This window comes from Stenotrophomonas sp. YJH_SMC_110 (genome assembly GCF_059369255.1).
The window spans coordinates 33,339-56,924 of the sequence record NZ_JCAFSM010000012.1; the positions used below are offsets into that span (position 1 = coordinate 33,339).

19 protein-coding genes are annotated in these 23,586 nt (G+C 67.3%); 13 read left to right on the top strand and 6 right to left on the bottom strand.

Going from position 1 to position 23,586, the window contains the following annotated elements; all coding sequences use genetic code 11:
• Positions 1-257 precede the first annotated feature (257 nt).
• The 3 genes from AC5P6H_RS18225 to AC5P6H_RS18235 form a co-directional block, all read right to left on the bottom strand.
• Complete coding sequence (locus AC5P6H_RS18225; RefSeq protein WP_495202944.1) at positions 258-2,288, bottom strand: FAD-dependent oxidoreductase; 2,031 nt, start codon at positions 2,286-2,288, stop codon at positions 258-260.
• 408 nt (positions 2,289-2,696) lie between these two features.
• The gene (gene yczE / locus AC5P6H_RS18230; protein WP_014646070.1) at positions 2,697-3,326 is read right to left on the bottom strand and encodes a membrane protein YczE; all 630 of its coding nucleotides are present in this window, start codon (positions 3,324-3,326) and stop codon (positions 2,697-2,699) included.
• Positions 3,327-3,521: 195 nt separating this feature from the next.
• A complete protein-coding gene (locus tag AC5P6H_RS18235) occupies positions 3,522-4,541 on the bottom strand; it encodes a zinc-binding alcohol dehydrogenase family protein (protein WP_495202945.1) in 1,020 nt (339 codons plus the stop codon).
• A gap of 357 nt (positions 4,542-4,898) precedes the next feature.
• Between AC5P6H_RS18235 and AC5P6H_RS18240 the strand changes: the two genes are divergently transcribed.
• From AC5P6H_RS18240 to AC5P6H_RS18255, 4 genes are all read left to right on the top strand, one after another.
• Positions 4,899-5,990: an OmpA family protein gene (locus AC5P6H_RS18240; RefSeq protein WP_014646072.1), complete on the top strand. Its 1,092-nt coding sequence runs from the start codon at positions 4,899-4,901 to the stop codon at positions 5,988-5,990.
• Positions 5,991-6,208: 218 nt separating this feature from the next.
• A complete protein-coding gene (locus tag AC5P6H_RS18245; RefSeq protein ID WP_014646073.1) occupies positions 6,209-6,715 on the top strand; it encodes a hypothetical protein in 507 nt (168 codons plus the stop codon).
• 20 nt (positions 6,716-6,735) lie between these two features.
• The gene (locus AC5P6H_RS18250) at positions 6,736-7,542 is read left to right on the top strand and encodes a pseudouridine synthase (protein ID WP_219633258.1); all 807 of its coding nucleotides are present in this window, start codon (positions 6,736-6,738) and stop codon (positions 7,540-7,542) included.
• 85 nt (positions 7,543-7,627) lie between these two features.
• The gene (locus AC5P6H_RS18255) at positions 7,628-7,963 is read left to right on the top strand and encodes a hypothetical protein (RefSeq protein WP_005415439.1); all 336 of its coding nucleotides are present in this window, start codon (positions 7,628-7,630) and stop codon (positions 7,961-7,963) included.
• A gap of 161 nt (positions 7,964-8,124) precedes the next feature.
• Here the strand turns inward: AC5P6H_RS18255 and kbl are convergent, their stop codons facing one another.
• On the bottom strand, positions 8,125-9,333 hold the full coding sequence (kbl, locus tag AC5P6H_RS18260) for a glycine C-acetyltransferase (RefSeq protein WP_041863091.1): 1,209 nt from the start codon (positions 9,331-9,333) through the stop codon (positions 8,125-8,127).
• Between the two features lie 201 nt (positions 9,334-9,534).
• On the opposite strand from kbl, the gene AC5P6H_RS18265 reads away from it, so the two are divergent.
• The gene (locus AC5P6H_RS18265; protein ID WP_014646076.1) at positions 9,535-10,230 is read left to right on the top strand and encodes a TorF family putative porin; all 696 of its coding nucleotides are present in this window, start codon (positions 9,535-9,537) and stop codon (positions 10,228-10,230) included.
• A gap of 183 nt (positions 10,231-10,413) precedes the next feature.
• On the opposite strand, the gene tdh is transcribed toward AC5P6H_RS18265, so the two are convergent.
• Entirely contained in the window at positions 10,414-11,436 is a 1,023-nt protein-coding gene (gene tdh, locus AC5P6H_RS18270; protein WP_032955954.1) for an L-threonine 3-dehydrogenase, read from the bottom strand.
• A 478-nt stretch (positions 11,437-11,914) separates the two neighbouring features.
• Here tdh and AC5P6H_RS18275 point away from each other — a divergent pair, with 478 nt between their 5' ends.
• The 7 genes from AC5P6H_RS18275 (at position 11,915) to AC5P6H_RS18305 (ending at position 20,503) form a co-directional block, all read left to right on the top strand.
• The gene (locus tag AC5P6H_RS18275) at positions 11,915-14,080 is read left to right on the top strand and encodes a S46 family peptidase (protein ID WP_046429104.1); all 2,166 of its coding nucleotides are present in this window, start codon (positions 11,915-11,917) and stop codon (positions 14,078-14,080) included.
• A gap of 199 nt (positions 14,081-14,279) precedes the next feature.
• Entirely contained in the window at positions 14,280-14,924 is a 645-nt protein-coding gene (locus tag AC5P6H_RS18280; protein ID WP_049440278.1) for a histidine phosphatase family protein, read from the top strand.
• A gap of 41 nt (positions 14,925-14,965) precedes the next feature.
• Positions 14,966-16,237, top strand: coding sequence for a bifunctional tetrahydrofolate synthase/dihydrofolate synthase (gene folC, locus AC5P6H_RS18285; RefSeq protein ID WP_049407150.1), 1,272 nt, complete (start codon positions 14,966-14,968; stop codon positions 16,235-16,237).
• An 80-nt stretch (positions 16,238-16,317) separates the two neighbouring features.
• On the top strand, positions 16,318-17,346 hold the full coding sequence (locus AC5P6H_RS18290) for an SPOR domain-containing protein (RefSeq protein WP_049440275.1): 1,029 nt from the start codon (positions 16,318-16,320) through the stop codon (positions 17,344-17,346).
• Positions 17,347-17,392: 46 nt separating this feature from the next.
• A complete protein-coding gene (locus AC5P6H_RS18295) occupies positions 17,393-18,172 on the top strand; it encodes a CvpA family protein (protein ID WP_014036126.1) in 780 nt (259 codons plus the stop codon).
• 30 nt (positions 18,173-18,202) lie between these two features.
• Positions 18,203-19,669, top strand: coding sequence for an amidophosphoribosyltransferase (gene purF, locus AC5P6H_RS18300; protein WP_005408246.1), 1,467 nt, complete (start codon positions 18,203-18,205; stop codon positions 19,667-19,669).
• Between the two features lie 9 nt (positions 19,670-19,678).
• Positions 19,679-20,503 carry a ferritin-like domain-containing protein gene (locus tag AC5P6H_RS18305; RefSeq protein WP_049440272.1) on the top strand — a complete coding sequence of 275 codons (825 nt, stop codon included), beginning with the start codon at positions 19,679-19,681 and terminating at the stop codon, positions 20,501-20,503.
• 67 nt (positions 20,504-20,570) lie between these two features.
• Here the strand turns inward: AC5P6H_RS18305 and AC5P6H_RS18310 are convergent, their stop codons facing one another.
• Positions 20,571-22,028 carry a T6SS phospholipase effector Tle1-like catalytic domain-containing protein gene (locus tag AC5P6H_RS18310; RefSeq protein WP_241887136.1) on the bottom strand — a complete coding sequence of 486 codons (1,458 nt, stop codon included), beginning with the start codon at positions 22,026-22,028 and terminating at the stop codon, positions 20,571-20,573.
• Positions 22,029-22,253: 225 nt separating this feature from the next.
• Between AC5P6H_RS18310 and AC5P6H_RS18315 the strand changes: the two genes are divergently transcribed.
• A complete protein-coding gene (locus AC5P6H_RS18315; RefSeq protein ID WP_014646083.1) occupies positions 22,254-23,507 on the top strand; it encodes a M12 family metallo-peptidase in 1,254 nt (417 codons plus the stop codon).
• Positions 23,508-23,586: the final 79 nt, after the last annotated feature.

A 23,586-nucleotide genomic window follows, 5' to 3' on the forward strand; every position in this document is an offset into this window, starting at 1 on the left:
GCCGCAGGGCGACAGGAGGCGGGGTACGACTTGGCGTCATGGGGAGGCGGCCATCGGGGCCGCCCCGTTGGGCAGCCCCAAAAGAAACGACCAGTACCGATCGTGGGGCTGCGCCGGCTCACCGGAAACTGGCTGGTGAGCGGAAAGATGGCGCAAGGTAGGGGGGCGTAGCCGAACGCATCGTGAACCGCTCGGCTTGACATTCAGGTTCAATGAGGGTGACGGAAATCACATTCCGCCCCCCATTCAGGCGCTCATCAGAGCCCGGCGGCAACCCGGCTGCCCTGGTCGATGGCGCGCTTGGCGTCGAGTTCTGCGGCCACGTCGGCACCACCGATCAGCTGCGCGTTGACGCCGGCCGCCTGCAGTTCGGCCTGCAGCGTGCGGTTCGGTTCCTGCCCGGCGCAGATCACCACATGGTCGACCGGCAGCAGCTGTTCGCTGCCGTCCACGCGGATGCGCAGGCCCTCGTCGTCCACCCCGAGGTACTCGACGCCACCGAGCATGCGCACGCCCTTGGCCTTCAGCGTGGCGCGATGGATCCAGCCGGTGGTCTTGCCCAGGCGCGCGCCGGGCTTGCCCGGGCTGCGCTGCAGCAGCCACAGCCGGCGCGGCGAGGTCTCAACCTCCGGCCTGGCCAGTGAGCCGCGGGCCTCGAAGGTGCTGTCCACGCCCCATTCGGCCATCCAGCGCTGCGGGTCGAGGGAGGGGGACTCGCCGGCGTGGCTGAGGAATTCGCCGACATCGAAGCCGATGCCGCCGGCGCCGATGATCGCCGCACTGGTGCCGACTTCGACCCGGCCCAGCAGCACGTCCAGGTAGCTGACCACCCTGGCGTGGTCGGCACCGGGGAAATCGACCTTGCGCGGGGTGATGCCGGTGGCCAGCACCACCTCGTCGAAGCCGGTCAGCTGGGCGGCATCGGCGCGAGTGCCGAGGCGCAGCTGCACACCGGTTTCGGCCAGTTTGTGGCGGAAGTAGCGCAGGGTCTCGTGGAACTCTTCCTTGCCGGGGATGCGCTTGGCCACGTTGAACTGGCCGCCGATCTCATCATTGGCGTCGAACAGGGTGACCTGGTGGCCACGCTGGGCAGCGACGGTGGCACAGGCCAGGCCGGCGGGGCCGGCACCGACCACGGCTACCTTCTTCGGCGTGGCGGTGGGGTGATAGACCAGCTCGGTCTCGTGCGCGGCGCGCGGATTGACCAGGCAGCTGGCCAGCTTGTTCTCGAACACGTGGTCCAGGCAGGCCTGGTTGCAGGCGATGCAGGTGTTGATCGCCTCCGCGCGGCCGGCACGGGCCTTGTTCGGCCACTGCGGGTCGGCCAGCAGCGGGCGTGCCAGCGACACCATGTCGGCGCCGCCAGCGGCGAGGATGCGCTCGGCGACGTCGGGCATGTTGATGCGGTTGGTCGCCACCAGCGGCACCTTCACATGCGGCTTGAGCTTGGCGGTGACCCCGGCGAAGGCAGCACGCGGCACCGAGGTGGCGATGGTCGGAATGCGCGCTTCGTGCCAGCCGATGCCGGAATTGATGATCGTTGCGCCGGCCGCCTCGATGGCCTGCGCCTGCTGCACGATTTCTTCCCAGCTGCTGCCGTCGTCGACCAGATCCACCAGCGACAGGCGATAGATGATGATGAAGTCCGGGCCGCAGGCCTCGCGGATGCGGCGTACGATCTCGACCGCGAAGCACATGCGTTGGCGCGCGTCGCCGCCCCAGGCATCGGTGCGCTTGTTGGTGCGCGGGGCGATGAATTCGTTGATGAGGTAGCCCTCCGAACCCATCACTTCCACGCCGTCGTAGCCGGCCTCGCGGGCCAGCTTGGCGCTCCGTGCGTAATCGGCGATATGCCGGTCGACGCCGCTGGCCGACAACGCGCGCGGGGTGAACGGGTTGATCGGTGCCTTCAGCTTCGACGGTGCCACCGACAAGGGGTGATAGGCGTAACGGCCTGCATGCAGCAGCTGCAGGCAGATCTTCGCGCCGTGCTGGTGCGCGGCGGCGGTGAGCTGGCGGTGCGGCCGCACTTCCCAGGGCCAGGACAGCTTGCCGCCGAACGGCTTCAGCCAGCCGACCACATTCGGTGCGAAGCCGCCGGTGACGATCAGGCCGACGCCGCCCTCGGCGCGCTCGGCGAAGTACGCCGCCAGCCGCGGGAAGTCGCGGGCGCGATCCTCCAGGCCGGTGTGCATCGAGCCCATCAATACGCGGTTGCGCAGTTGGGTGAAGCCCAGGTCCAGCGGGGCGAACAGATGGGGATAGGCGCTTTCGTTGGCTGGCGACATGGTCGATACGCTTGCGTACGGAAGCGCGAAGCGTGCCGCGAAACGGCGGCCGGGGCAAGGGCCGCTGGATGGCGCCGGCGCTGCCCCCGAACTCCGGGGGCGATAGTGCCGGCCGCTGGCCGGGTACGCTCGGCACATGCGTGCTGTCGCTTCCGCGTTTCGCTGCGCGAATCGCGGGCCCCACTTACCGGCCTCCACTCCCCCGCGCCTGCGGCGCTGCCCCCGAACTCCGGGGGCGGTAGTGCCGGCCGCTGGCCGGGTACGCTCGGCACATGCGTGCTGTCGCTCCCGCGTTTCGCTGCGCGAATCGCGGGCCCCACTTACCGGCCTCCACCCCCCCGCGCCTGCGGCGCTGCCCCCGAACTCCGGGGGCGGTAGTGCCGGCCGCTGGCCGGCATTCGGGGCAGCTCAGGGTGATTGCGGCTGCCGGGCAGCGGCGGGTACGACCGGGGGGCGGCCGATCCCGAACCAGCCCAGCGTGACGCCGCACAGCGGGCCGATCAGCAGGGCGAAGGCGAGGGTGCCGAGGCCGACATTGCCGCCCAGCCACCAGCCCAGCAGCAATACGCTGCCTTCGATCAGGCTGCGCACCTTCCAGATCGGCCAACCGGTGCGGGCATGCAGGCCAGTCATCAAGCCATCGCGCGGTCCCGGGCCGAGGCGGGCGCCGATGTACAGGCCGGTGGCCAGCGCGACCAGCAGCATGCCTGCACAGAACATCGCCAGCTGCCAGCCCACGCCGATGGCCGGTGGCAGCAGCCACAACCCGAACTGTGCGGAGGGACCGATCAGCATCACGTTGAGCACCGTGCCGACGCCCGGCTTCTGGCGCAGTGGCCACCACAGCAACAGCACCAGTGCGCCGATGACATTGGTCGCCAGCCCGAAGGACAGCGGCGTCTGTGCGGCGATGCCCTGCGACAGCACGTCCCAGGGCGCCACGCCGATGGCGGCACGGATCATCAGCGAGGCACCGAAGCCATACAGGAACAGGCCGGTGATCAGTTGCAGCAGGCGCAGGGGCAGGGCGGTAGGCATGGTGGGCTCGGGGGAGGGGAGATCTGTTTCCACCGTATCCCTGATTTCCTTGAGCCCATAGATACAGATCCCAGCCAATCCGCTGGTACAGGCAGCGCCGATCCTGCAGGCGGGCGGTTGAGCAGGGCCGCGCCCGTGCTCTGCTGGTGGCGGCAGGCGTAGCAGCCTGGCGTGGGCTCGGCCTACATCACGGCGTCAGTTGTCCCAGCCCACCAGCGCCAGCTTGCCCACCGTGTGCCCGCTGGCCAGGCGCTGATGCGCGATGTCCAGGTTGGCCGCATTGATCGTGCCCAGCGTTTCACTGAGCGTGCCACGCAGCTGGCCGGCATCGATCATGCTGGCGGCGCGGCTGAGGATGCGATGCTGTTCGATGCAGTCGGCGGTGGCGAAGCGCGAGCGCGCGAACATGAACTCCCAATGGATGCCGATGCATTTGGCCTTGTACGGATCGCCGATGCGCAGTGCGCCACGCGGCTCCACGATCAGGCCGACATGGCCCTGTGGTGCCAGCAGCTGGCCCAGTTCGTCCCAGTAGTGATCGGTGTCGGCCAGGTTGAGCGCCACCTGCACTGCGTCGATGCCCAGTGCCTGCAGCTGGGGCTGCAGCGGCTGCCGATGGTCGATCACATGCGTGGCCCCCATCTGCCGGCACCAGTCGATCGAGGCCTCGCGCGAGGCGGTGGCGATCACCTCGAAGCCGGCATGGCGGGCCAGCTGGATCGCCATCGAGCCCACGCCTCCCGCACCGCCGATCACCAGCAGGTGCTGGCCGCCATGGCGGCGATCATCCAGGTGCAGCGGCATGCGCTGAAACAACATCTCCCAGGCGGTCAGCGTGGTCAGGGGTAGTGCGGCGGCTTCGGCGAAATCGAGCGTGCTCGGCTTGCGGGCGACCAGGCGCTCGTCCACCCACTGGTACTGGGCGTTGCAGCCCGGCCGGGTAACGTCACCGGCGAAGTAGACCTCGTCACCGGAGGCGAACAGGCTGGCCTCGTCACCGATGGCTTCGACCACACCGGCGGCGTCCCAGCCGAGCACCCGGGGAACCTCAAGGGTGGCCGGATCGGTAGCGGCCCGCTGCTTGCCATCGACGGGGTTGACCGATACCGCTTCGATCCGCACCAGCAGATCGCGGCCGCGAGGAGGCAGCGGCGGCGGCAGCAGGACATCACGCAGGGCAGGTGCGTATTCACGACTCAGGGCGACGGCTTTCATCACGGCTCCGGCTGGGTTCGTGATCCCATCATAAGGTTCCTCACGTTTCCGCAAACCTGCTGAACCGTGCGATGCAATGTGCTGCGCAGTATGTCGGTTTTCGCGCTTAGACCCCGTCAAACCCTTGCAGCGTGTGGGTCTTGCGGATTTTCATCATCCTGTATAGGGTTTCAACGTCGGACCGGTCGACGGTCGGGCGCAACACTTCACATGTTACGGGACTGTTAACATGGCCTTCACCCGCCTGAGCATAATGTTCGCGGCGGTGGCGTGCTGAATCGGCTGTCGTACATCGACGCACTAGTGCTGGCCCATGCCTCTACCGGTTTCATACCCCCGAAATAGGAGCTGTACTCAATGAACAAGAAGATCCTTACTGCCGCGCTGCTGGGCGGCCTGGCTTTCGCCCAGGCAGCTTCGGCGCAGGAGTTCGATGACCGCTGGTACCTGACCGGTTCGGCCGGCTTCAACTTCCAGGACAGCGACCGTCTGACCAATGACGCTCCGTTCGTGACCCTGGGCCTGGGTAAGTTCATCAGCCCGAACTGGTCGCTGGACGGTGAACTGAACTACCAGAACCCGAACTTCGACAGCAACCAGGACCTGAACTGGTCGCAGTACGGCGTCTCGCTGGACCTGCGTCGCCACTTCATCAAGGAAGGCCGCGGCTGGAACCCGTACATCGTCGGTGGCCTGGGCTACCAGAAGTCGGAAGAAGAGTACGCTGCAATCGACAACAACGGTCCGCGCCAGCGTAAGGACGGCAACGTTGCCGCCAAGCTGGGCGTCGGCCTGCAGACCACCTTCGAGAAGCGTGTTGCTGTCCGCGCCGAAGTGGCCTACCGCGCTGACTTCGACGACCAGAGCATCGCCGCCAAGGACGAGAGCTGGTTCGGCGACGTGCTGGCTTCGGTCGGCGTCGTGATCCCGCTGGGCCCGGCTCCGGTCGCGGCTGCTCCGGCTCCGGCTCCGGTTGCCCCGAGCTGCGCCGACCTGGATGACGACGGTGACGGCGTCAACAACTGCGACGACAAGTGCCCGAACTCGCAGCCGGGTCAGACCATCGGTCCGGACGGTTGCCCGGTTCCGGTCTCCATCGACCTGAAGGGCGTCAACTTCGACTTCGACAAGTCGAACCTGCGTCCGGACGCCGTGGCGATCCTGAGCGAAGCCACCGAGATCCTGAAGCGTTACCCGGATCTGCGCGTTGAAGTTGCCGGTCACACCGACTCGAAGGGTACCGACGCTTACAACCAGAAGCTGTCGGAGCGTCGCGCCACCGCCGTGTACAACTACCTGACCAAGAACGGCGTCGACGCCGGTCGCCTGGTCGGCCCGATCGGCTACGGCGAGAGCCGTCCGATTGCTCCGAACACCAACCCGGATGGTTCGGACAACCCGGAAGGTCGCGCCAAGAACCGTCGTACCGAGCTGAACGTCCAGAACTAAGTTCTGACGCTCTACCAGTAGGACACAGCAGGACCCGGCTTCGGCCGGGTCTTGTTGTTTCTGCGGTCCGGAACCCGGCGTTTCAGGCGCGGGAGTAACCGTTCGTCGGGATTTTGCCCATAAAACCAATGAGTTGCCGTATTCATTGAAAGTGGCGCTTGAAAGCTGTCGCGGCATTGCTAAACTCGCCGCGTCACTTCCTTTCCTGGATGCCCTTCATGCTGCGCTCTGCATCGGCCGCCTTCCTGGCGCTGGCCCTGGTTCCCGCCGCCCACGCTGCGGTCGATTGCTCGGTCAACACCAGCGCCTCGCCGCTGCCGTTGCCGGCCACGACCATCGCGCCGGTGGCCGACGAGCTCTACATCCGTGGCAACCAGCTGGGCATGCCGGCCGGCGTGCTGAGCAGCAACTACGATCCGTCGCAGTCGCTGGACCAGGTGCTGCAGCGCCTGCGCATCGATGGGTGCCAGAACATCGCCAAGGCCATTCCGAGCGCACCGGCGGTGAAGCCGAACGATCCGGCGGCCTACAAGCCGCAGACCGAATTCGACAACACGCCCTGGCGCTTCGACATGAGCCAGAACGGCAAGCGCATGACCGCCGAAGAGTTCGACGCCTGGATGAAGGCGCGTGGCGTGCGTGTGGTCAAGGCGCGTCCGGCTCCGGCCGCCACTCCGGCTGCGGCCGAAGCACCGGCTGAGACCAAGCCGGTCGACAAGAAGTAAGCGCGGCGGGGAGCAGAGGCTTGCGCACGCGCCGCCCACCTGCTGCCCCCGCTGCCCGCTCCCACGCACCGCGTGGGCGTGCGGTTCCGGATGTCTCCAATGGCGTGCGCCATGGCCTGGCGCGCGTGCTGTCCAAGGCCGGCGTGTGCTCACGCAGCGAGGCCGCGCGCTGGATTGCCGAGGGCCGCGTGCGCGTGTCCGGCCGCATCATCCGTGATCCCGAGTTCCCGATTGCCAGTCCGCACCCGCCGATCGAAGTCGATGGCCGGCCGATGGATGCGCCGCAGCGGCTGTACCTGGTGCTCAACAAGCCGCGCGGCGTGGTGACCACGGCGCAGGACGAGCGTGGTCGCGACACGGTGTATCGCTGCTTCGATGGTGCCGGCCTGCCGTGGATCGCGCCGGTCGGGCGCCTGGACAAGGCCAGCGAAGGGCTGTTGTTGTTCAGCAATGATCCGCAGTGGGCGGCGCGCCTGACCGATCCGGAGACCGGCCCGCAGAAGACCTATCACGTGCAGGTGGATCGTCTTCCCGATGAGGACACCCTGGCCGCGCTGCGCGCCGGTGTCGAGGACGAGGGCGAGTTCCTCGTCGCCCAGGCCGTGCGCGTACTGCGCAGTGGCGACAAGACCGCATGGCTGGAGGTGGTCCTCGACGAGGGACGCAACCGCCATATCCGCCGCCTGTTGGCGGCCTTCGACCTGCAGGTGCTGCGCCTGGTCCGGGTCGCGATCGGTGGGCTGCTGCTCGGCGATCTCGGCAAGGGGCAATGGCGGGTGCTGGAGGTCAGCGACCAGCAGCGGCTGGGGGCCGCTGCACCGGGCTGATCATCGCCCGCGGCCGGCAGTCGCCGGCCACCGTTCCAGGCGTAGGGGGCGCCTGGTTGCTGAATTTCCCGAACGGAGCCTGCCCATGTACCACCCGACCCTCAACCAAACCCTGCGCTGCGCAGGCCTGCTGCTGCCGATGGTGCTGCTGGCCGCCTGTGGCGGCCACAAGAAGGTGGCCAAGGCGGAAACGCCTGCCGAGACCCCGGTGGTGGAAGTGAAGACCCCGGAGCTGGATGGTCGCGGCAGTTACCGCTTCCTGATGAGCAACGGCGACAAGAAGATGACCGCCGATGAGTTCGATGCCTGGATGAAGGCCAACGGCATCCGCGTTGCCAAGGGCAACGGCCAGGACGCCGCCGCCAAGCCGGTAGTGGTGGCCAGCAAGGAAGAGCCGAAGGGCAAGAAGAAAAAGAAGTGACGCCTGGCGGTGCCGACCCTGGCCGGCACGCCCTCAGGCCACGGCGGGTGCCGACCGTGGTCGGCAGCCATCCAGCCCGGTAGGTGCCGACCTTGGTCGGCACGCTTTGACCAGCGGGGTCAGGGCCTTTTCCGCAGGAAAGGGATCCGACCCCGGCATGATCAGCCCTTGACCACGCCCAGTTCGACACCAATGCGGGTGAACGCATCGATCGCGCGATCCAGGTGCTCGCGGCTGTGCGCGGCGCTGATCTGGGTCCGGATGCGGGCCTGGCCCTTGGGCACCACCGGGAAGAAGAAGCCGATCGCGTAGATGCCTTCTTCCAGCAGGCGCTCGGCGAATTTCTGCGCCAACGGTGCGTCATACAGCATTACCGGGCTGATCGGATGCACGCCCGGCTTCACGTCGAAACCGGCGGCGGTCATCTTCTCGCGGAAGTAGGCGGTGTTCTCGGCCAGCGTGCTGCGAAGGTCGTCAGCGGCAGCCAGCATTTCGAACGCCTTGATGCCGGCGGCCACCACATGCGGCGGCAGCGAGTTGGAGAACAGGTACGGGCGCGAGCGCTGGCGCAGCAGTTCGATCACCTCGGCGCTGGCGCAGGTGAAGCCGCCCAGCGCGCCGCCCATGGCCTTGCCCAGAGTGCCGGTGATGATGTCGATCTTCTCCAGCACGCCCTTGACCTCGGCCGAACCACGGCCGGTAGCGCCAAGGAAGCCGGTGGCGTGGCATTCGTCGATGTGTACCAGCGCGTTGTACTTCTTCGCCAGCGCGGTGATCTCGTCCAGCGGCGCGATGAAGCCGTCCATCGAGAATACGCCATCGGTGGTGATCAGCTTGGTCTTGCAGCCTGCGGCATCGGCGGCCTGCAGCTGCGCTTCCAGATCGGCCATGTCGCAGTTGGCGTAGCGGAAGCGCTTGGCCTTGCACAGGCGCACGCCGTCGATGATCGAAGCATGGTTCAGCGCGTCGGAAATGATCGCGTCGTTCTCGCCGAGCAGCGGCTCGAACAGGCCACCGTTGGCATCGAAGCAGGCCGCGTACAGGATGGTGTCCTGCTTGCCGAAGAAATCGGCGATCTGCTTCTCCAGCTGCTTGTGCAGGTCCTGGGTGCCGCAGATGAAGCGCACCGAGGCCATGCCGAAGCCGTGGGTATCCAGTGCGTCCTTGGCGGCCTGGATCAGGTCCGGATGGTCGGCCAGGCCCAGGTAGTTGTTGGCACAGAAGTTCAGCACCTTGCGGCCGTCGTCGAGGGTGATCTCGGCCGATTGCGGGCTGGTGATGATCCGCTCGGACTTGAACAGGCCCTGGGCGCGGATGGCGTCCAGTTCCTCGGCGTAGTGGCGGGTCAGGGCGGAGGAGACGTCGGTCATGGCGTGGGCACGGCTCTGAACGGGGAAACCGCTGATTCTACCGGGCATCGCCGGTCATCAACCGGGCTGGATGGGGCATCGCCATGGCCAGTGCATGTTGCATCGCAATAGCAAAGTGGTTAAGAATTCGTGAACCGGAGCTGTCGCGCTCCGGCCGCTCCCGCCTTCCACGCCACGCCACCGCCCCCACCGGAGACGCTCATGAAGCACGCCCGTGCCTGCCTCGCCATTGCCGCTGCCCTGACCCTGGCCGCCCCGTTCGCCGCCAGCGCGCAGGAGAACGAATCGCCGTACAGCTGGAATGTCACCGCCGTTTCCGACTACCTGTTCCGTGGCGTGTCGCAGACCGACGAGAAGCCGACCCTGCAGGCGGGCTTCACCTACACCTCGCCGGTGGGCCTGTATGCCGGTGTCTGGGGTTCGGGCGTGGACTTCGGTCCGGGCGATCCGAACACCGAGATCGACTACCAGATCGGCTACGGCGTGGACGTCACTTCGCGCGTCAACTTCGACGTGCTGCTGAACCGCTACACCTACCTCGGTGCCAGCCACCAGAACTACAACGAGCTGGTGACCACCACCACGCTTGACGACACCTACAAGCTGACCGTGGCCTACACCAACGACCAGTGGAACAGCGGCACCGATGGCTGGTACTACGGCTTGGGCGGCAGCTGGGGCCTGCCGAAGGACTTCACGCTGAATGCCAACGTCGGTCGCAGCACCTTCGAGGACGGCATCGCCAAGGACTATACCGACTGGAACGTCGGCGTCAGCCGCCAGTTCGGCCTGTTCAACGTCGGCCTGGGCTACTACGGCACCGACGGCAATGGACGCGAGAACTCGGGCAAGCTGGCCCACAGCCGGGTGCTGCTGACCGTGGCCGTGGGCAAGTAACGCCGCAGGCGTTACGGTAGGTGCCAAGCTTGCCTGGCACGCATTGCGAAAAAGGCGCCCATCGGGCGCCTTTTTCAGTTCCGCGGTGTTCTTGATCCCATCTGGGGAAGAGCCCCCTTGTTGTTCAGGGGCGCGCCAAAGGCGCGGGGATAAGGAAACATGCGGGGGAATTGACCCTTCGGGTCAGTTCCAGCTGAGCACGACCTTGCCGGCCTTGCCTTCTTCCATCAGGTCGAAGCCCTTCTGGAACTCGTCGATCGGCAGCTGGTGGGTCATCACCTTGCCGAGCGGGAAGCCGGACAGCACCAGCTGGGTCATCTTGTACCAGGTCTCGTACATCTTGCGGCCGTAGATGCCCTGCACGGTCAGGCCCTTGAAGATGATCTTGTCCCAGTCGCAGCCGGCGCCCTTGGGCATGATGCCGAGCATGGCGATCTTGCCGCCGTGGTACATGCAGTCGAGCATGTCGTTGAACGCGCGCGGGTTGCCGCTCATTTCCAGGCCCACGTCGAAGCCCTCCATGTGCAGCTCCTTCATCACGTCCTTCAGCGACTGGTTGGCGACGTTGACCACGCGGGTGGCGCCCATGTCGGCGGCCAGCTTCAGGCGGAAGTCGTTGACGTCGGTCACCACCACGTTGCGCGCACCGATGTGCTTGCAGATGCCGGCGGCGATGATGCCGATCGGACCGGCGCCGGTGATCAGCACGTCTTCGCCGATCACGTCGAATTCCAGCGCGCAGTGTGCGGCATTGCCGTACGGGTCGAAGAACGCGGCCAGTTCCGACGGGATCTGGTCCGGAATCGGCCACAGGTTGCTGGCCGGCATCACCATGTATTCGGCGAAGGCGCCGTTGACGTTGACGCCGATGCCGACGGTGTTCGGGCACAGGTGCGGGCGGCCGCCACGGCAGTTGCGGCAATGGCCACAGACGATGTGACCTTCGGCCGAGACGCGCTGGCCGATCTCATAGCCGGTCACCGCCGAACCGAGCGCGGCAATGCGGCCGACGAACTCATGGCCGATGGTCAGGCCCGGCTTGATGGTGCGCTGGCTCCACTCGTCCCACAGGTAGATGTGCAGGTCGGTGCCGCAGATCGCGGTCTTTTCCAGCTTGATCAGGACCTCGTTCGGGCCTGGGGTCGGCACCGGAACTTCTTCCAGCCAGATGCCCTTGGCCGCTTCGCGCTTGACCAGGGCCTTCATCGTTTGCTGCGCCATCGGGGTGGAACTCATCAGGGGGAAAGCGCGGATTATAGGGTGCCGCGCGGATTTCCCATGTTGCGCTGCGGGTGCAATGGCGGAACGAAAGGCGTGCGCCGACGGGCGTTTCGAACGTGCTGCAAACAGCAGCGCCTCCTTGATTCCTGGGGAGGGGGCGTGGTCACCCTGGCCGGGACACGCAAAAGCCCATCCATGGTGCTCGATGGCGCCTTGCTCGTGCGCGCTATCCTGCGCACACGGCAAGACCGGGGTTGGGCGTCCTGCCCAACCCGCCAGTCGCATGCGCCCGGCCCATGGCGCCAACGGTCCCGGCCAGGGTGACCACGCCTCCTCTGGACGATTCCATGTGCGCGGCCGATGTGCGCATGGCAGAGCAAGAAGTAGGCCCATGACTTCCGGGGTTCGGGCCGGGGCAGGGCGGCGGGCTACAATCGAGGGTTCCACTACCAGGGGCTGCTCCATGCGCTCGAACCTGCTTGCATTCTCCATCGTCGCCAGCCTCGGGCTGGCCCAGGTCGCCCATGCCGCTGAAGGCATGTGGGTGCCGCAGCAGCTGCCGGAAATCGCCGGTCCGTTGCAGAAGGCCGGCCTGAAGCTGTCCCCGGAGCAGCTGTCCAACCTTACCGGCGACCCGATGGGCGCGGTCGTCGCCCTCGGCGGCTGCACCGCCAGCTTCGTGTCGCCGCAGGGCCTGGTGGTCACCAACCACCACTGCGCCTACGGTGCGATCCAGCTGAATTCGACCGCCGAGAAGAACCTGATCAAGGACGGCTTCAACGCGCCGAAGCACAGCGATGAACTGAGCGCCGGCCCGAACGCCCGCGTCTACGTGCTCGACCAGATCACCGACGTCACCGCCCAGGCCAAGGCCGCCATTGCCGCCGCCGGCAACGACCCGCTGGCCCGCAGCCGTGCGCTGGACGCCTTCGACAAGGCCCAGGTCGCCGCGTGTGAAGCCGAGGACGGCTTCCGCTGCCGCCTGTACACCTTCTCCGGCGGCAACACCTACCGACTGTTCCGCAACATGGAAATCAAGGACGTGCGCCTGGTCTACGCGCCCCCGGGCAGCGTCGGCAAGTACGGCGGCGACGTCGACAACTGGATGTGGCCGCGCCACACCGGCGACTTCTCGTTCTACCGCGCCTACGTCGGCAAGGACGGCAAGCCGGCCGCATTCTCGGCCGACAACGTGCCGTACCAGCCCAAGCACTTCCTGAAGTTCACCGACCAGCCGCTGGGCGCCGGTGACTTCGTGATGGTGGCAGGCTATCCGGGCCGCACCAACCGCTACGCGCTGGCCGGTGAGTTCAACGAAACCGCCAGCTGGACCTACCCGACCATCGCCAGGCACTACAACGCAGTGTTGAAGATGATCGATGAGGCGGGCAAGGCCGACGCCGACGTCAAGGTGAAGTACGCCGCCACCGCGGCCAGCATGAACAACGTGGCCAAGAACTACGCCGGCCAGCTGGAAGGCTTCAAGCGCATCGACGCTGCTGGCCAGAAGCAGGCTGAAGAAGCCGCCGTGCTGGCCTGGCTGAAGAAGCAGGGCGCCGCCGGCAAGCCGGCCTTGGCAGCGCACGCGCAGCTGGTCAAGCACCTGGATACCAGCAAGGCGACCCGCGAGCGCGATCTGTTCGTCGGCCAGTTCAACAACACCTCGGCGGTCAACGCCGCCATCGGCCTGTACCGCCTGTCGATCGAGCGCACCAAGCCGGACGCCGAGCGCGAGGTCGGCTACCAGCAGCGCGACCTGCCGACCCTGGAAGGCGGCCTGAAGCAGATGGATCGCCGCTATGTGGCGAAGATGGACCAGCAGCTGCAGACCTACTGGCTGGACCAGTACGTCGCCCTGCCGGCCGCGCAGCGCAACAACGACGTGCTGAACACCTGGCTGGGCGGCAGCGATGCCAGCGCGGTCAAGGCACTGGTGAGCAAGCTGTCGGGCACTGAGCTGGGCAGCCTGGATGCACGCCTGAAGTGGTTCAAGGCCGACCGCGCCGCGTTCGAAGCCAGCACCGATCCGGCCATCCAGTACGCGGTGGCGATCATGCCGTCGCTGCTGAAGCAGGAAGAGCAGAAGAAGATCCGCGAAGGCGAGTCGCTGACCGCACGTCCGCTGTACCTGCAGGCACTGGCTGACTACAAGAAGAGCCAGGGCGAGTTCGTGTACCCGGATGCCAACCTGTCGCTGCGCATCACTTTCGGCAACGTGATGGGCTATGAGCCCAGGGACGGCGTGGCCTACACCCCGTTCACCACGCTGGAGGGCATCGTCGCCAAGGACACCGGCGTCGATCCGTTCGATGCGCCCAAGGCCCTGCTCGACGCGGTCAAGGCCAAGCGCTACGGCGGCCTGGAAGACAAGCGCGTGGGCTCGGTGCCGGTGAACTTCCTGTCCAACCTGGACATCACCGGTGGCAACTCGGGTTCGCCGGTGCTGGACGCCAACGGCAAGCTGGTCGGCCTGGCCTTCGACGGCAACTGGGAATCGGTCAGCTCCAACTGGGTGTTCGACCCGGTGATGACCCGCATGATCGCGGTCGACAGCCGCTACATGCAGTGGATCATGCAGGAAGTGGCGCCGGCGCCGGCGCTGCTGAAGGAACTGAACCTGGCGAAATAAACCCGTTGCGGTAGTGCCGGCCGCTGGCCGGCAACCCCGACCAGATAGCCGGAGTTTCCAAAACCCCGCGATCCACGTCGCGGGGTTTTTTCATGCCCGGCACGGCCCGGTGCGCCGAACGGGTATCATCCCTGTTCCGCGCACTTCACAGGATGTGAACGAAACGCGGAACCTCCTCCCCCCAGGACCCCTTGCACGCATGCGCATCCTGCTTGCCCGCCACGGCGAAACGCCGTGGAACGCCGAAGGCCGCTACCAGGGCCAGATCGACATCCCGCTTTCGCCGATCGGTGAAGCCCAGGCCCAGGCCCTGGGCGCCCGCTTGGCCTCGGTGGACATCACCCGTGCCGTCGCCTCGCCGCTGTCACGCGCGCAGCGCACCGCGCAGCTGGCACTCGGTGCCGCCCGTGCCGACATGTTGCTGACCGAGCCGGAGCTGCAGGAAATCGCCCACGGCGAGTGGGAAGGCCTGCTGGCCAGCGAAATCAACGAAAAGGACCCGTCGCGCCTGAAGGCGTGGCGCGAGGAGCCGGACACCGTGCTGATGCCCGGCGGTGAATCGCTGCGCCTGGTGCTGGAGCGCAGTTGGCGCGGCCTGGCCCGCGCCACCGAAGGCCTCGGCGAGCACGACACCCTGCTGGTGGTCGCCCATGACGCGGTCAACCGCGTGATCCTGTGCAGGGTGCTGGGCCTGCCGATCTCCCGCCTGTGGACCTTCCGCCAGGCGCCGACCACGCTCAACCTGCTCGAAGGCGCCGACCTGGACAGCCTGGAAGTGGTGCGCCTGAACGACTGTGCCCACCACACGCCGTTCTTCGGCGAAGCCAAGCACCGCGCACTCTGATCCATCCCCTCGCATCAACTGCTTCTGCTGGAACCGCTGCCGTGACGAACACCCCGACCACCCTGGCCGACTGGCTGGACTACATTGAACGCCAGCACCCGGCGACCATCGACATGGGCCTGGAGCGCGTGCGCGCCGTGGCCACGGCGATGGGCCTGGGGGCGCCGGCCCAGCGCACCATCGTGGTCGGTGGCACCAACGGCAAGGGCTCCACCGTGGCCTTCATCGAAGCCATCGCGCGTGCTGCCGGCTGGAAGGTCGGCGCGTACACCTCGCCGCATCTGCTGCGCTACAACGAGCGCGTGCGCATCGACGGCCACGATGTGGAGGATGCGGCGCTGGTCGCCGCCTTCAACACCATCGAGGCCGCGCGTGGCGATATCACGCTGACCTATTTCGAGTACGGCACGCTGGCCGCGCTGCAGCTGTTCGCCGACGCCGGGCTGGACCTGGCGGTGCTGGAAGTGGGCCTGGGCGGTCGCCTGGATGCGGTCAACATCGTCGACGCTGACGTGGCGGTGATCACCACCGTGGACATCGACCATGCCGAATGGCTGGGCGGGGACCGCGAAGCGATCGGCACCGAGAAGGCCGGCATCATCCGTGGCTGGAAGCCGGTGATCCTGGGCGAGACCGACCCGCCGTCGAGCGTGCTCGCACGTGCCTACCTGGTCGGCGCCAACGCGATCCGCGGCGGCAGCGATTATTTCTACGAACCAATCGATGCCCAGCGCTGGCGCTGGCGCGATGTCGGCCTGCGCATGGAACTGCCGACCCCGGCGCTGGCCGGCCCGATCCAGCTGGCCAACGCGGGTGCCGCCATCGCTGCGCTGCGCGCGCTGGACAAGCCGGTGCCGCGTGCGGCGTGGGCTGCTGGTGTCGCGGCGGCGCGCATCTCTGGCCGCCTGCAGGCGTTCGAGCGTGACGGCGTGCAGGTCCGTGTCGATGTCGGGCACAACCCGCAGGCGGCGGGCCAGCTGGCGCGCGCGCTGAAGGCCGAAGCGTCGGCCGGGCGCACCCTGGCGGTGTACGCCGCGCTGCAGGACAAGGACGCGGTGGGCGTTGTGCAGGCGCTGCAGGACGTGGTCGGCGAGTGGACCCTGGCCGGACTGGACGGCCCGCGCGGGCAGAGTGCTGCCCAGTTGCAGGCCCGCCTGGCCGGTACGGCGGCGGCCAAGGCCCAGCGCGCTGATACTGTCGAGCAGGCGCTGGCACAGGTACTGGCCCAGGCCGGGCGCGGTGACCGCGTACTGGTGTTCGGCTCCTTCCATACCGCCGCGGCCGCGCTGCAATGGTTGCAGGGCGCCGCCTGATCCGCGTTCAGCCAATGCCGACGCCGTCCGGTCCGGCACCCGTATAATCGACCGCAACCTCCGGACAGTTGCCGCCTCACGTGGATACGCCTCTGAAACAGCGTCTGATTGGTGCCATCGTGCTGGTGGCGCTGGCCGTGATTTTCCTGCCGATGCTGGTCAAGGGACCGGCGCCGGACAGCGGTGTGGCCTCGGTGCCGATCGCCGCGCCGGACGCACCGGCCGATGGCCAGTTCGAAACCCGTGAGCTGCCGCTGGTTGCTCCGGCCGGTGGAGCCACCGGCCTGCAGACCGGGCAGGCCAAGCCGCTGCAGGAGACGGCCGCGCCGGCTACGCCGCCGACCGTGGACACGTCTCCGGCGGTTGCCGCCGGCAACTTCGCCGTCACGTTTGGCGCCTACGGCAGCAAGGCCGACGCCGATGCGGTGATCGCCTACCTGCAGCGCTCGCAGCTGCCAGGCTTCGCCGAAACCACCACCATCAGCGGGCGCCAGGCGTGGCGTGTGCGTGTCGGGCCGTATGCCGACCGTGCCCAGGCCGAAGCCGCGCGCCTGCAGGCGGTCAAGATCCGCGCCGATGTGAAGGCAGAAGTCATCACCCTGGATGCGGCGGCAGGCAGCAGTGCGGCGGTTGCCGCCACGCCGGCGCCGACCACCAGCACCCCGGCCGCGGCCACCACGCCGTCGGCCACCAGCAACCCGGTGCGCAGCGAAAGCCTGCCGCCAAGCACGCCGACGGCGACCACCAAACCAGAGCCGCCCAAGCCGGCACCGAAGCCCGAGGCTCCGAAGCCGGACGCCAAGCCCGAGCCGAAGCCGGAGGCCGCCGCCAGCAAGCCGGCGCCTGCCACGCCGACAGCACCGGCGGCCAGTGGCGTCGGCTTCGCCGTGCAGTTGGGCGCGTTCGGCCAGGCCAACGATGCCAACGCGCTGCGCGACAAGGTCCGCGCCGCCGGCTTCAGTGCTTTCGTCGAGCAGGTACGCACTGAAAAGGGCACGCTGCATCGCGTCCGCGTCGGACCGGTGGCCAACCGCGCTGACGCCGAGCAGCTGAAGGCGCAGGTCGCCGCCAAGGTCGGCGTGGCCGGCATGGTCCGACCGCACCCATGATCCACGCGCAGGCCCGTTGCCAGCGCCGCCGAAGGAGCGGGGCGCCATGATCGACGTGGTGCTGCTGATCGTGATCGCCGCCTCGACCCTGCTCGGGATGCTGCGTGGCTTTGTTGGAATCGTCATCGGCACGCTGTCGTGGCTGCTGGCCGCGTGGGCGGCCTTCGCCTTCGGCAACGATGCGGCACGCTGGTGGGCGGCCCCGGCCGCACCCGGCGGCGAGCATTTCGTTGGCGGCTACCTGGGCGTGGGCATTGGCGTGATGATCGTGGTCGCGGTGATCGGCATGGTCATCAAGGCGATGATCCATCGCAGCATGCTGACCAGCCTGGACCGGTTGCTGGGCGGCGTGCTGGGCGCCGTGCGTGGCGGCCTGATCGCGGCGATCCTGGTGCTGCTGGCCGGCTTCACCCCGCTGACCGCCGAACCCTCCTGGAAGCGCTCGGCGGTCCGCCCGGTGCTGAACCCGGCCGTGGCCTGGATGAACGGGAAGCTGCCGCACTGGCAGGTGCCCGGCGCCGACCTGCTGCCCAAGACCTTGCCGACCGACATGCTGTCCCCATCTGCATTGATGGAGCTGGGGAAGAGCGCAGGCGCCGATCTGGGAAAGCCGGGCGCGGCAGGCGATAATGGCATCCTCAACCAGGTAGTGGCGGGCAGCGGATGGCTGCGGCCCGCGAAAGCGGAACAGGGCGACGCATACGATCCGGCCGAAGTGCGCCCGGACGCCCCAGCACTGCCAGACAGTATCGAGCCGGGCGATCCGGCCAATGTCGACCGCAGGCGCGGCGACCACCGCGGCCAGGTACGGCCACCTTCCTTGTAACTGGGCACAGCCCAGCGGAGACTTCGCACCATGTGTGGCATCGTCGGAATCGTCGGCAACCAGAACGTCGCCGGGCAGTTGTATGACGGCTTGACCGTTCTCCAGCATCGCGGCCAGGATGCGGCGGGCATCGCCACGGCCAATGGCAGCCGCCTGCGGGTGCAGAAGGCCACCGGCCTGGTCCGCGATGTGTTCGATGCACGCACCATGTCCACCCTGGAAGGCAGCGTCGGCATCGCCCATGTGCGCTACCCGACGGCCGGCTCGGAAGGCATGGACGAGGCGCAGCCGTTCTACGTCAACTCGCCGTACGGCATCGCGCTGGCCCACAACGGCAACCTGATCAACACCGAGGCGCTGCGCCAGCAGGTGTTCGAGCAGGACCGCCGCAACGTCAACACCGATTCGGACAGCGAAGTGCTGTTGAACGTGTTCGCCTATGAGCTGGAGCAGCAGCGCCAGCTGAGCCCGGAAGCCGCGATCCGCGCGGTGGCTGGCGTGCACCGCCGCTGCAAGGGCGGCTACGCGGTGGTCAGCGTGGTGCTGGGCCTGGGCCTGGTGGCCTTCCGCGACCCGCACGGCATCCGTCCGCTGGTGCTCGGCAAGCGCAGCCATGCCGAGGGCGACGAGTACATCGTGGCCTCCGAGTCGGCCGCGCTGGACGTGCTGGGCTTCCAGCGCGTGCGCGATGTGCAGCCGGGCGAAGCCCTGGTGATCACCGCCCGCGGCGAGCTGTTCTCGGAAATCTGCGCCGAGCCTGCCGAGCACACCCCGTGCATCTTCGAGTACGTGTACTTCGCGCGTCCGGATTCGATGATCGACAACGTCTCGGTGCACAAGGCGCGCATGCGCATGGGCATCAAGCTGGGCGAGAAGATCCTGCGCCTGCGCCCGGACCACGATATCGACACCATCATCCCGATCCCGGATACCTCGCGTGATGCCGCGCTGGAGATCTCCAACGTGCTCGGGGTGAAGTACCGCGAAGGCTTCATCAAGAACCGCTACATCGGCCGCACCTTCATCATGCCGGGCCAGGGCGAACGCGTGAAGTCGGTGCGCCGCAAGCTCAACCCGATCCACCTGGAGTTCCGCAACCGCGTGGTGCTGCTGGTGGACGACTCGATCGTGCGTGGCACCACCAGCCAGCAGATCGTGCAGATGGCCCGTGATGCGGGCGCGCGCAAGGTCTACCTGGCCAGCGCGGCACCGCCGGTGCGCTACCCGAACATCTACGGCATCGACATGCCGGCGGCCGAAGAGCTGGTCGCGCACAACCGCACCGTGGAAGAGATCGAGGCCCACCTGGGCTGCGACTGGCTGATCTACCAGGATCTGGAGGACATGGAAGCGGCGGTGAGCGAGGGCAACCCGGCGCTGCGCAACTTCGATTCGTCCTGCTTCAACGGCCACTACCCGACGGGTATCGAGCCGGGCTACTTCGAGCGCATCCAGCAGCTGCGTTCGGACGACGCCAAGCACAAGCGCCGCGCCTGAGGTCCAGGCGTGGTCGATGTACCCGACGTTGGTGGCGACCTGCTGCGCGCGGCGCAGCAGTGCCTGGCCGAAGCCGACCCGCTGCGCAAGGTCGCGTTGACCCAGGCGTATGCCGCCGCGTTCCGTGCCGGTCGCCTGAAGGTGGCTGCCGATGCGCCGCCGCCGGAACCGATCCGCATGCCTGGCCGGCCGGCACGGCTGGTGCTGGTGCATCCGCGCGAAGTGCCCCGGCGCGGGCTGGGCGGCGTGGAAGGACGCGCCGCCTTCATCCACGCCATCGCCCACATCGAACTCAACGCGATCGACCTGGCCTGGGATGCGGTGTACCGCTTCCGCGGCCTGCCGCCAGCGTTCCATGCCGACTGGGTCAGCTGTGCCGACGACGAATCGCGGCACTTCATGCTGCTGCGCGAGCGCCTGCAGGCGCATGGCCACGACTACGCCGATTTCCCCGCGCACAACGGCCTGTGGGAAATGTGCGAAAAGACCGCGCATGACGGCCTGGCGCGCATGGCCCTGGTACCGCGCGTGCTGGAAGCGCGCGGCCTGGACGTGACACCGGGCATGATCGAGAAGCTGCGCAATGTCGGTGATGGTGAAACCGCCGACGTACTGGAAGTGATCCTGCGCGAGGAAGTGGCGCACGTTGCCGCCGGTTCGCGCTGGTACCGCTGGTACTGCGATCGCGCCGGCGTCGAGCCGCGTGCGCGCTTCAAGGCGCTGCTGGTGGAATACGCCGGCGGCTACCTGCACGGGCCGTTCAACATCGAAGCGCGCCTGCTGGCCGGCTTCGACGCCGACGAGCTCGGCAACCTGGTCGAACAGGCCGGTTGAACAAAAGGGGACGGAGGGGATTAAGTCGTTTGTGGCACAAACGACTTAATCCCCTCCGTCCCCTTTTTCATGCGTTGGGCAGCACCACGCGCTTGCCATCCACGGTGGGCCGGTTGATGTAGAACAGGCCGGGACCGGGCCGGTAGGGCAGTTCGCTGACGCCGGCATCGGCGGCATAGGTCAGGGCGGTGTCGCCCAGCGCGTCGAAATTCCAGTGCGCCGACTGCATCAGGTAGCGTCGGCGCAGCAGCGCCTCCTGGGCCTGGGTCAACGCCTGCCCTGCCACCAGCCGCCGTGCGATCGGTTGCAGGGCCGACGGCAGTTCCCAGCCGGGAACCTCGGCAGCGCTGGCGCGCCAGGTCACGCCGGCATCGATGGCATGCTGCTGCATCACCTGCAGCGCGATCAACTGGTAGCGCCAGTCGATGCGCCGCCGCAGTACCACGGCGGCAGTCACGTACAGCACCGGGGACAGCAGCACGCTGCGGCTGCCGGCGCGGCGCTGCTGCTGCCACTGGTGCCAGACATCCACCCACACTTCCTTTTCGTCCACGCCCAGCTGCTGCCGCCAGCGTTCGGCATCGGCCTGCGTTTCAGCGTAAGCCGTGGTGGCCTGCAGCATCGCCAGCGGGGGAATCTGGTAGTCGGCAACGGCGGGGCGGCGCAGCTGCTGGCGACGTGGGCGGCTGAGCAGCTTGGGGCCTTCCTCCAGCTGGTTGTAGCCTCCGCCGATGTTGGCGTGCACGCCGGGCAAAGCGATCTCGGTGAACGGCGGTGCCACCGTGGTCAGCGGATAGTGCTGGCGATGCTCGTCGCGCGCGGTCAACTGCACCACGCGTGCAGCGATGCCACTGGACAAGGCAAGCTGCGGTTGTTCGTCGGCGCGGCCACCACTGACCGCAGCCACGGTATCGAACAGGCCCATGAATCGCAGCACCGGAAGGGCAGGGGCGAAGTCCGGCGTACAGACCAGGCCGGACGACTGCAGCAGTTGCCGCCAACGCGTGGTATCCCAGCCCTGCAGCTGGTTGGCGATATCACGTGCGGCGGCAGCGCCTCGAGAGAACCCGAACAGATCCAGCTGCACGCGACGCAGCGGTTGCCGCCAACGCGTGGACAGTTCTGCAAGCGCAGCCGGCAGCACCACCTGCAGCGCGCGCTGCACCTTTGCGCGGACGCCGCTGGCGCCGATACCGAACGCCAGTCCGATCAGGTCGTCGTCGGCGTCATCGCGGGTACCGACACCTTCCACGTAGATCGACAGCGAAGGCGTGGCCATCGCATCGCGGCGGCTGTCCGGGTACAGCTGCTGCAGGCGTGCGATGTTGGTCAGGCCGTTGTCGTAGCTGCTGGTCAGCCGGCTCTGGTAGGTCGAATCATCATCCGCACGCAGCTGCGCCGGGCGCGGTCGCGGCTGCTGTGGTCGACCACGCGCGAGGTTGTGCGCGTTGTTGCGGGTGCCATCGAAGAACAGGCCGATCCGCAGCAAGCCGACATCTTCGTCCGTGTCCTGCGATGGTGCCATGTGCATTCCCCGTCGTGGCTGCGTCACGGTAGCGCGAAAGCGGTGTATTGGCGAAGTGTAGTGACGCTTTTGACCTGACTGAACGCAGATGCGGTCGATCACAAATCCTGACTTTCATTCCACTCGCCTATTGAATTCACACGAGCCGCGCAGGCCATATGGCCAAACCCGGCAAACCGGGTCGTGCTGCATCCACGCTGTTCACATCATTCAAGGAGCGACGCAATGTTGTCCAGATCGATTGGCAAAGCGGCAGGTGGCCTGGTGTTGGGTTTGTCGGTGGCGGCGGCCGCGCATGCGGCACCGTTGTTCGAGCCGGTGACGGTCATCAGCCGCGCATCGGCAAACAGTGAGCCCGCGCTGGGCAAGCTGCTGGCCACCCCGTCCACCGCGACGGTACAGGAAGTGCGCGTTGATGCAGCCGCGACTGCACAGCCGCAGCTGGAATTCGAACTGCTCGGCCAGCGCGTGCAGGCCGTGCGCAGCAAGGTTGAAGCGCTGCCCGATGGCGGCAGCATCTGGTATGGCCAGTTCCGTTCGCCCTCGGACAAGCTGACCGCGGCCACCTCCAACGGCCAGGACGACCCCGGCAATTCGCTGATCCTGGTGCGCTCGGGCGATACCATCACCGGCTCGATCCGCAAGGATGGAAAGCTGTACCGCCTGCGCCCGCTGGGCAACCGCCACGTGCTTGTGGAAGTGGACGAGTCGCGGATGCCGGCCGACCATCCGGCCGATTACAACCAGCTGCCGAAGATCCCGATGGGCAACAACGATCGCCTCGGCATCGCGCAGGCGTCGTCCGGCACGCCGGCCACCATCCGCGTGCTGGTGGTGGCGACCAATGCCGCCGTCGCCGCCTATGGCGGCAACATGCAGTCACTGGTGCAGCTGGCCGTGGCCGAATCGAACCAGGGCTATGTCAACAGCAACGTCGGCATCACCATGGAACTGGCCCGCTACGAAACCACCAGTTACACCGAATCGGGCAGCTTCGATACCGACCTGGCGCGTTTCCGTGGCACCAGCGATGGCTACATGGACAGCATCCACACCAGCCGGAATACCTACACGGCTGATGTGGGCGTGCTGCTGATCAACAACACCGCCTACTGCGGCCTGGCCTCGGGCATCGGCTCGACGGCGTCGACCGCGTTCGCGGCCGTGTACTGGGATTGCGCGACCGGCTATTACTCGTTCGCGCACGAGATCGGCCATCTGCAGAGTGCGCGGCATGACATCGCCACCGACTCGAGCACCTCGCCCTATGCCTATGGCCACGGCTATCGCTACGAGCCGGCCACCGGCACCGGCTGGCGCACGATCATGGCCTACAACTGCACCCGCAGCTGCCCGCGCCTGAACTACTGGTCCAACCCCAACATCAGCTACAACGGCATCCCGATGGGCAACGCCAGCACCGCCGACAACCAGCGCGTGCTGGTCAACACCAAGGCCACCATCGCGGCCTTCCGCTGACACTGTCCAGGCGCCGACCAAGGCCGGCGTCTACCCGGGCGCATGCACCTGCTCTGGTAGATGCCAACCTTGGTTGGCA